7 protein-coding genes are annotated in these 7000 nt (G+C 70.0%); 1 reads left to right on the top strand and 6 read right to left on the bottom strand.

The features are described 5' to 3' along the window. The first annotated feature begins 413 nt into the window (after positions 1-413). Positions 414-1175, top strand: coding sequence for an alpha/beta hydrolase (locus Q0P88_RS10085; protein WP_295013698.1), 762 nt, complete (start codon positions 414-416; stop codon positions 1173-1175). A 454-nt stretch (positions 1176-1629) separates the two neighbouring features. On the opposite strand, the gene Q0P88_RS10080 is transcribed toward Q0P88_RS10085, so the two are convergent. The 6 genes from Q0P88_RS10080 to Q0P88_RS10055 all read right to left on the bottom strand — a co-directional run bounded on the left by Q0P88_RS10080 (position 1630) and on the right by Q0P88_RS10055 (position 6789). Continuing rightward, positions 1630-2547 carry an ABC transporter substrate-binding protein gene (locus Q0P88_RS10080; protein WP_295013696.1) on the bottom strand — a complete coding sequence of 306 codons (918 nt, stop codon included), beginning with the start codon at positions 2545-2547 and terminating at the stop codon, positions 1630-1632. 59 nt (positions 2548-2606) lie between these two features. Then, entirely contained in the window at positions 2607-3329 is a 723-nt protein-coding gene (locus Q0P88_RS10075; protein WP_295013694.1) for an ABC transporter permease, read from the bottom strand. Further along, on the bottom strand, positions 3326-4009 hold the full coding sequence (locus Q0P88_RS10070; RefSeq protein WP_295013692.1) for an ABC transporter permease: 684 nt from the start codon (positions 4007-4009) through the stop codon (positions 3326-3328). The genes Q0P88_RS10075 and Q0P88_RS10070 overlap by 4 nt, the downstream gene beginning before the upstream one ends. Position 4010: 1 nt before the next feature. Further along, a complete protein-coding gene (locus Q0P88_RS10065) occupies positions 4011-4865 on the bottom strand; it encodes an ABC transporter ATP-binding protein (protein ID WP_295013690.1) in 855 nt (284 codons plus the stop codon). A 12-nt stretch (positions 4866-4877) separates the two neighbouring features. Continuing rightward, a complete protein-coding gene (locus tag Q0P88_RS10060) occupies positions 4878-5210 on the bottom strand; it encodes a DUF427 domain-containing protein (protein WP_295013688.1) in 333 nt (110 codons plus the stop codon). A gap of 160 nt (positions 5211-5370) precedes the next feature. Next, positions 5371-6789, bottom strand: a complete 1419-nt coding sequence (locus tag Q0P88_RS10055) for an NAD(P)/FAD-dependent oxidoreductase (protein WP_295013686.1) — start codon at positions 6787-6789, stop codon at positions 5371-5373. Between the last annotated feature and the right edge of the window lie 211 nt (positions 6790-7000).

The raw sequence follows: 7000 nt of genomic DNA, 5'->3' as shown, positions 1-7000 counted from the left end.
ACTGATCCATCCCGGCTGTTGAGCGAGCACACCGCCGGCGCCCGAGACGAAACGCACCACCCCCACCCCGGACGTTGAGCGAGGACGCCCCAGGCACCGGAGACGAAACGCACCACCCCCACCTCGGACGTTGAGCGAACACACCCCAGGCACCCGAAACGAAACACGCCACCCCAACCCGGACGTTGAGCGAGGACGCCGCAGGCGCCCGAGACGAAACGCGCCACCCCCACCCCGCGATGCCTCGACCCTCGCGCGGACGGCGCCGTGCTAGTCTCACCCATGCCGTGCCGGCCGATGCAGAGGAGGTGGTCCCCGTGAACGAAACGACGTGGGTGCTCCTCCTCGAGGTCACGGTCGGGCGATAGACCGCCCGGGAGCGCCGTTCCGATGCACTCCCGAAAGGCACGACTATGGAGATCCTCTCCGAGAATCTGCGCGACGACGGCATCGTCGAGCGCGACTTCCTCCTCGATCCGGGCCACGATGGCGACCGGATCCACGGAGTCCTCTGGACGCCCGGATCCGCGTCCGCCGATTCCCCCGCCGCCCTGATCCTCCTCGGGCACCCGAGCGGCCCTGGCCTCGAACGCATGCGACCACGTCTGGAGGCGCGTGCCCGGTCGGCCGCCGCTCTCGGCTACGCGTCGGCCGCGATCGAGATGCCGGGAAACGGCGACCGCGATGCGCTCCCGGAGCTCGACGAGGCCAGGTCCGCGCTGCGGCGGGCGCTCGGCAGGGGTGAGCGGCCGAGCGAGGAGGTCATCGACCGCCTCATCCTCCCTCTCGTGGATCGCGCCGTTCCCGAATGGCGGGCGGCGCTGGACGAGCTGTTGGCCCTTCCCGAGATCGGCGGTCCCGTCGCCTTCTCGGGCGGTGTGCTGGCCATCGCGATCCGCCTTGTCGCGACCGAGCCCCGGATCGTCGCCGCCGGACTCTTCGCCGGCAGCTATGTGCCACTGCGCCTGCTCGACGAGGCGCGGCGCGTGACGATCCCGGTGCACGTTCTGCTGCAGTGGGACGACGACGGCAATGACCGGCAGCGCGCGCTCGACGTGTTCGATGCATTCGGATCCGCCGAGAAGACACTCCAGGCCAACCTGGGCGGCCACACGGGAGTTCCGGAGCACGCGGGCGAGGACGCAGCCCGCTTCTTCGCCCGCCACCTCGGCTGACTCTCCTCGATTGCCGCGCTCCGCGGTTCCCGCTCTCCCCAGTTGCCGATCTCCCCGGTTCCCGCTCTCCGCGGTCCCACTCCCCGGGGTACCGATATGTCGGGTGAACGCAAGAATGTCGGCCCAGATCCGCGGTCGGCTCCGACATTCCGAAATCGCGCCGACATATCGGTCCCCCGTGTCGCTCCACGCCGTGTCGGTCCACGCCGCACCACCGCCTCGGGCCCGGCCGATACGCCCCCCACCGCCCCCGGCCCTGGCCCCGGCCCCGACCCCGACCAATGCCGATATGTCGGCCGGACACAGGAATGTCGGCCCGGACACGCGTTCCGGGCCGACATTCTGCAGCTAGGCCGACATATCGGCCGAGGAAGGGAGAGCGCAGGGGGCGCCGAAGCCCGCGGGGGGTGATGCGGGGGATGCTCGAGGGCTTCGGCGCGAACGCGGACTGAGGTCAGCTCAGGCCCTGGTCCTTCAGCCACGCCTTCGCGATGTCCGCCGGCTGCTTCTTATCGACCGTGCTCTGCACGTTGAGCTTGACGAGCTCCTCCGTCGTGAGCTTGGCGCTGACGGCGTTGATGGCCTTCGAGATCTTGTCGGACACGCTCTTGGACGCGATCGGGACGACGTTCGACGAGAGGATCAGGTTCTTCGGATCCTTGAGCGCCACGATGTCGCCCTTCTCGAACGCCGGGTCGGCCGAGTAGATGTCGGCGACCTGGACGGTACCGGCCAGCAGAGCCTCGAGCGTGGTCTGACCGGTGGCCGAGAAGGTCAGGTCGACCCCGTAGTCGGTCTTCGCCGCGGCCGGGCCGTAGGGACGCTTCTCGAACTCGGGAGCGCCGCCGACCGTGACCGGTGCCGGCACCTTGGACAGATCCGCGATCGACGAGAGCGAGTACTTGTCGGCGTTCGCCTTGGTCACCGTGTAGGTGTCCTGGTCTGCGGCCTTCGCGTAATCGAGCGCGACGAGCCCGTCGGGCAGCGCCTTCTTCAGCGCGGCGTAGACGTCGTCGGGGCTGTTCGTCTCGGCCTTGCCGCCGAGGTACTCCAGCAGGTTGCCCGTGTACTCGGGGAAGAGGCTGATCGCGCCCGACTTCACCTCGGGCATGTAGGCGTCGCGCTGGCCGATGTTGAACTTCCGCTCGACCTTCTGCCCGTCCTTCTCGAGGGCCTGCGCGTAGATCTCGGCGATGATCTCGTTCGAGTAGTACGCCTGCGAGCCGATGACGATCGTGTCGGACGAACCGGATCCGCTCGTCTCGCTGGGCTTGTCGAGCGGGTTGCTGGAACCGCACGCGCTGAGGGTCAGCGCGACGGCGACCGCGGCGCTGGCCGCCACGGCGATGCGGGTGATACGAGCGGTGAACATGATGTTCCTCTCTTGGCGTGGTCTGTGATGCAGGTGATGCAGATGTGATGGGGATGGGTTCAAGCGTGCGCGGCGCGCGGCGCCCTGGCACGGGGCGCGTCCTCGGAGCGCGTGCGATCCCGCAGTCCGTCGGGAACCGCGGCGTGCTGCGCGAGCGCGAACAGCAGATCGGCGATGAGGGCGAGGATCGCGACGAGCAGGGCTCCCGCGAGCACCTGGTCGAAGCGGTTGAGTTGAATGCCCTGGATGATCGGATAGCCGAAGCCGCCGAGGTTCACCCAGCCGGCGATCGTGACGGTCGCGATGACCTGCAGCGTCGCCGCACGCAGTCCTCCCACGAGCAGCGGCAGGCCGAGGGGGAACTCGACCTTCCAGAACACCTGCCACGGCGTCATGCCCACCGCCTTCGCGGCGTCGATGACGCGACGGTCGATCGCCTCGATCCCCGTGTAGGCCCCGGCGAGCAAAGACGGGATCGCGAGCAGCACGAACGTGACGACGGCCGCCTCCGGCACGCGGAGCACCCCGAACAGCAGCACGAGCAGAATGAGCAGCCCGAACGAGGGGATGGCACGTGCAGCCCCGGAGACGGCGACGGCGATCTCGCGCCCGCGCCCCGTATGGCCGATGACCCAGCCCGTCGGGACGGCGATCACGACGGCGATGAGCACCGACACGACGGTGTAGAGCAGGTGCTGACCGAGCAGCACCGGGAGCGCGTAAGTGCCCGTCCACTGCGCCGGATCCAGGATCCAGGCGATCGCATCGCCGAAGACGTTCATGCGGCTGCTCCCTGCACGACGACCGGGCGGCGCACGCGCCGCGAGCTGCCCGCCCGCTGCCAGGGCATGAGCAGCCGACCCACGAGGATGAGGATCAGATCGACGACGATCGCCAGGATCACGACGGCGATCACGCCGGCGAGCACCTCCTCGATGAGCCTGCGGTCCAGGCCGTTCGTGAAGAGGTAGCCGAGGTTGGTCACGCCGATCAGGATCCCGACCGTGGCGAGGGCGATCGTGGAGACCGCCGCGACCCGGATCCCCGCGAGGATCACCGGCCCGGCGAGCGGCAGCTCGACCGTCCAGAACCGGCGCCCGGCGCCGTACCCCATCGCCGTCGCCGCCCTGCGCACGTCCGCATCGACCGAGTCAAGACCGTCGGCGACGGCACGGACGAGGATCGCGATGTTGTAGATCGTGAGCGCGGCGATGAGGTTCGTCTCGCTGATGGCGGAGTATCCGAACAGCGCCGGCATGAGCATGAGCAAGGCGAGCGAGGGGATCGTGTAGAGCAATCCGGTGAGCACGATCACCGGACCGCGCACCAGCCGGTAGCGCCAGGCGACCCAGCCGAAGGGGATCGAGACGACCACCCCGAGCACGAGCGCGATCGTGCTCTGCCGCAGATGGGTGACGGCGAGTTCGAGGATGAGCCCGAGGTTGTCGATGATCCAGGTCATGTCAGCCCGCGGTCCCTGCGTCCATCGCGACGGCGTCGGCGGGCGACTGCACCAGGGTGCCCTGCGCCCGGCCATCCGCGTCGACCACCACGGTGCCCTCCGGCGTCCGCTTGAGGTGCAGCGCCCTGCGCCCCCTGTCCGCACCGATGAACGCCGCGACGAACTCGTCCGCCGGGGCGGTGAGGATCTCCTCCGGCGTGCCCTGCTGCACGATCCGCGCCGCCTTGTCGAGGATCACGACCCTGTCGCCGAGGAGGAAGGCCTCATCGATGTCGTGCGTCACGAAGACGACGGTCTTGTCGAGCTCTCGCTGCAAACGCAGCAGCTCCTGCTGCAACTCGGTGCGCACGATCGGATCGACCGCGCCGAACGGCTCGTCCATGAGGAGGATGTTCGGATCCGCCGCGAGCCCGCGGGCGACGCCCACGCGCTGCTGCTGCCCTCCGGAGAGCTGGCTCGGATAGCGGTCAGCGAGGCGCTGGTCGAGGCCGACCGTGTCGAGCAGCTCACGCGCCCTCTCCTGGGCCTCCTTGCGGGGCACCCGGTCGAGGCGCAGCACCGTGGCCACGTTGTCGAGCACGGTGAAATGCGGCATGAGCCCGGAGTTCTGCATGACGTAGCCGATGCTGCGGCGCAGTACGACGGGGTCGCGATCGCGGACGTTCTCCCCGTCGATCTCGACCGCGCCCTCGCTGGGGTCGACCATGCGGTTGATCATGCGAAGCAGCGTGGTCTTGCCGGATCCGGACGAGCCGACCAGCACGGTCGTCTCTCGTGCGGGGACGACGAGGCTGAAGTCGTCGACGGCGCGCGTGCCGTCGGGGAACGTCTTCGAGACGGATCGGAACTCGATCATCGACAGCGGCCCTCAGGCGAGGGACCCCTCCTGCGGCACCTCGCCGGCGCGCACCTCGACCTTCGGGTCGAAGGCGACGTACCCCGAGAAGTCGATGCCGACGCGCTCGATCGCGGTCGGATACGGATGCGGGTACGCCCAGGCCAGGTCCTTGTAGGTCTGCTCGTCGATGCGCGCCGAGTAGTACTGGCACTCGCCCTTCCACGGGCAGGTGTAGGGCGTGGGGCTCTCCTGCAGCACGCCCTCGGTGATGGACGTCGGCGGGAAGTACCGGTTGCCCTCGATGATCACCACGTCCGCATCATCGGCGTTCGCGATGACGCGCCCTTCGAATACTGCCTGCATGCTCGTCCCTCCTCGGGAGATCGATGCGATCTGTGCCTCTCGCCGCCGCCGGCGACGCGATGTCCTTCGACAGTAGGCGATGCCTCGGACATCGGGAACAGCGTGGACGCACGGGGTAATCCCGTGATAGGCCGATCCGCCGAGGATCCGGCCGCGCGGCTCACGCCGAATCCCGCCCGTAGGCCTCCAGCAGCCGCAGCCACACCTCGCTCATCGTCGGGTACGAGGGCACCGCGTGCCAGAGGCGGGACAGCGGCACCTCGCCTGCGATCGCGACGGTCGCGGCGTGGATGAGCTCGGCGACGTCGGGCCCCGCGAACGTGACGCCGAGCAGCACCTGACGCTCCTCGTCGACCACCATGCGGGCCTTGCCCCGGTACCCGTCCGCGTGCAGCGATGCCCCCGCGACCGCGGAGAACTCGACGTCGACCGCCCGGACCGCATGCCCTGCGGCGCGGGCGGCCTCCTCGGTGAGGCCGGCCGCGGCCACCTCCGGCTCGGAGAACACGACCTGGGGGACCGCGGCGGCGTCGGCCGTCGCCGCGTGCCGCCCCCAGGGCGCGTCGAGCACTTCCTCGCCGGCCGCGCGGGCCGCGATCGCATCGCCCGCGGCGCGCGCCTGGTACTTGCCCTGATGGGTCAGCAGCACCCGTCCGTTCACGTCTCCGACCGCGTAGAGCCAGTCCGAGCCGGGAACGCGCAGGGTGTCGTCGACGCGGATCCACTCCCCCGGCGTGCCTCCGACGACCTCCAGGCCCACGTCCGCGCTGCGCGGGATGCGCCCTGTCGCGACGAGGACTTCCGCGGCGGTCACATCGCCCCCGTCGGTCGAGACGGTGACGCCGTCCTCGTCCCGGCTGACGGAGAGCGTCTTCGCGCCGGTGCGCACGTCGACCCCGAGGTCGCGCAGCCCCTCGGCGACGAGCTCACCGGCGAAGGGCTCGACCGAACCGAGCAGACCGCTGCGGGCGAGCACCGTGACGCGTGAACCGAGCGAGGCGTAGGCGGTCGCCATCTCGACCGCGACCACTCCGCCGCCGATCACCACGAGGGAGTCGGGGATCTCCTCGGCGCTCGTCGCCTCGCGGCTGGTCCAGGGTCGGGCCTCGGCGAGGCCGGGGATCGGCGGGATCGCGGCATCGGATCCGGTGCACAGCGCCACCGCATGCCGGGCGGTGAGCACCCTCTCGGATCCGTCGGCGTCCGTGACCGTGACCTGCCTCTCGCCGGTGAGCCTGCCGTGGCCGCGGACGAGGTCGATGCCGGCGTCGTGCAGCCAGGACACCTGGCCGTCATCGCTCCAGTGGCTGGTGAACCCGTCGCGGCGGGCGAGCACGGCGGTGACGTCGAGATCCCCGGTGACCGCCTCGGCGGCGCCGCCGACGTGCCGCGCGGCGCGGAGCACCTGCGGCGAGCGCAGCAGCGCCTTGGACGGCGTGCACGCCCAGTACGAGCACTCCCCGCCGACGAGCTCGCTCTCCACGACGACCGCGGTCAGGCCGCCCTGCACCGCCCGGTCGGCGACGTTCTCGCCCACAGGCCCGGCGCCCAGCACGATCAGGTCGTATTCGTCGGTCATCTCGTCCTCCTGTCCGCGCCCTCCCGAGGACGACGCCTTCTCCCAGACTCGCAGAAGTCGCGCCCTCCGGCTCCGTCCGGCGTCGGACTCGCGGCCGAGAAAGCCCAGGGAGGGAGCGATGATTGGGGAGCCGGGCACGGTCAGAGGGGTTGACGTGCAGTCGATCCACTCCACCCGAACAGATTCCGCGCTGACATAAAGATCGGAATCG

This window comes from uncultured Microbacterium sp. (assembly GCF_945952435.1).
GTDB lineage: Bacteria > Actinomycetota > Actinomycetes > Actinomycetales > Microbacteriaceae > Microbacterium.
Note: the sequence above shows the minus strand (reverse complement) of the source record. Positions and strands in the feature narration are given on the sequence as shown.

Bases quoted from the DNA above. Each gene is read 5' to 3' on its own strand.
- Q0P88_RS10085 (WP_295013698.1), top strand. From the start codon at position 414: ATGGAGATCCTCTCCGAGAATCTGCGCGACGACGGCATCGTCGAGCGC.
- Q0P88_RS10080 (WP_295013696.1), bottom strand. From the start codon at position 2,547: ATGTTCACCGCTCGTATCACCCGCATCGCCGTGGCGGCCAGCGCCGCG.
- Q0P88_RS10075 (WP_295013694.1), bottom strand. From the start codon at position 3,329: ATGAACGTCTTCGGCGATGCGATCGCCTGGATCCTGGATCCGGCGCAG.
- Q0P88_RS10070 (WP_295013692.1), bottom strand. From the start codon at position 4,009: ATGACCTGGATCATCGACAACCTCGGGCTCATCCTCGAACTCGCCGTC.
- Q0P88_RS10065 (WP_295013690.1), bottom strand. From the start codon at position 4,865: ATGATCGAGTTCCGATCCGTCTCGAAGACGTTCCCCGACGGCACGCGC.
- Q0P88_RS10060 (WP_295013688.1), bottom strand. From the start codon at position 5,210: ATGCAGGCAGTATTCGAAGGGCGCGTCATCGCGAACGCCGATGATGCG.
- Q0P88_RS10055 (WP_295013686.1), bottom strand. From the start codon at position 6,789: ATGACCGACGAATACGACCTGATCGTGCTGGGCGCCGGGCCTGTGGGC.